At 46.7% G+C, this 261-nt stretch carries 2 protein-coding genes; both read left to right on the forward strand.

The window, feature by feature from the left end:
* A partial coding sequence (locus CF394_RS16025) for a hypothetical protein (RefSeq protein ID WP_243370659.1) occupies window positions 1-124 on the forward strand: 124 nt, incomplete at its 5' end.
* Window positions 125-177: 53 nt separating this feature from the next.
* Window positions 178-261, forward strand: an 84-nt coding sequence (locus CF394_RS03400) for an AAA family ATPase (protein WP_165767440.1), incomplete at its 3' end; no start/stop codon positions are given.

The following is a 261-nucleotide window of genomic DNA, read 5'->3' on the forward strand; positions in this document are numbered from 1 at the left end:
GCCTTCTTCTGCACAAATTGGTGGAACAAGTTTGCTGATTGTCATCGGGGTTGCACTTGAAACAATGAAGCAGCTTGAAAGCCAGCTGGTAAAACGAAACTATCGTGGATTTATGAAGCACTAGAGGAAATGGGGCGCGCCCATTCCCTCTAAAATAGAGAGGACGGGGAATCCGAAATGAACTTAGTCTTAATGGGACTGCCTGGAGCCGGTAAAGGGACACAGGCTGAACGGATTGTTGAAGATTTTGGGATACCTCAT

This window comes from Tetzosporium hominis (genome assembly GCF_002265435.1).
In the GTDB taxonomy this organism is placed as follows: Bacteria; Bacillota; Bacilli; order Bacillales_A; family Planococcaceae; genus Chryseomicrobium; species Chryseomicrobium hominis.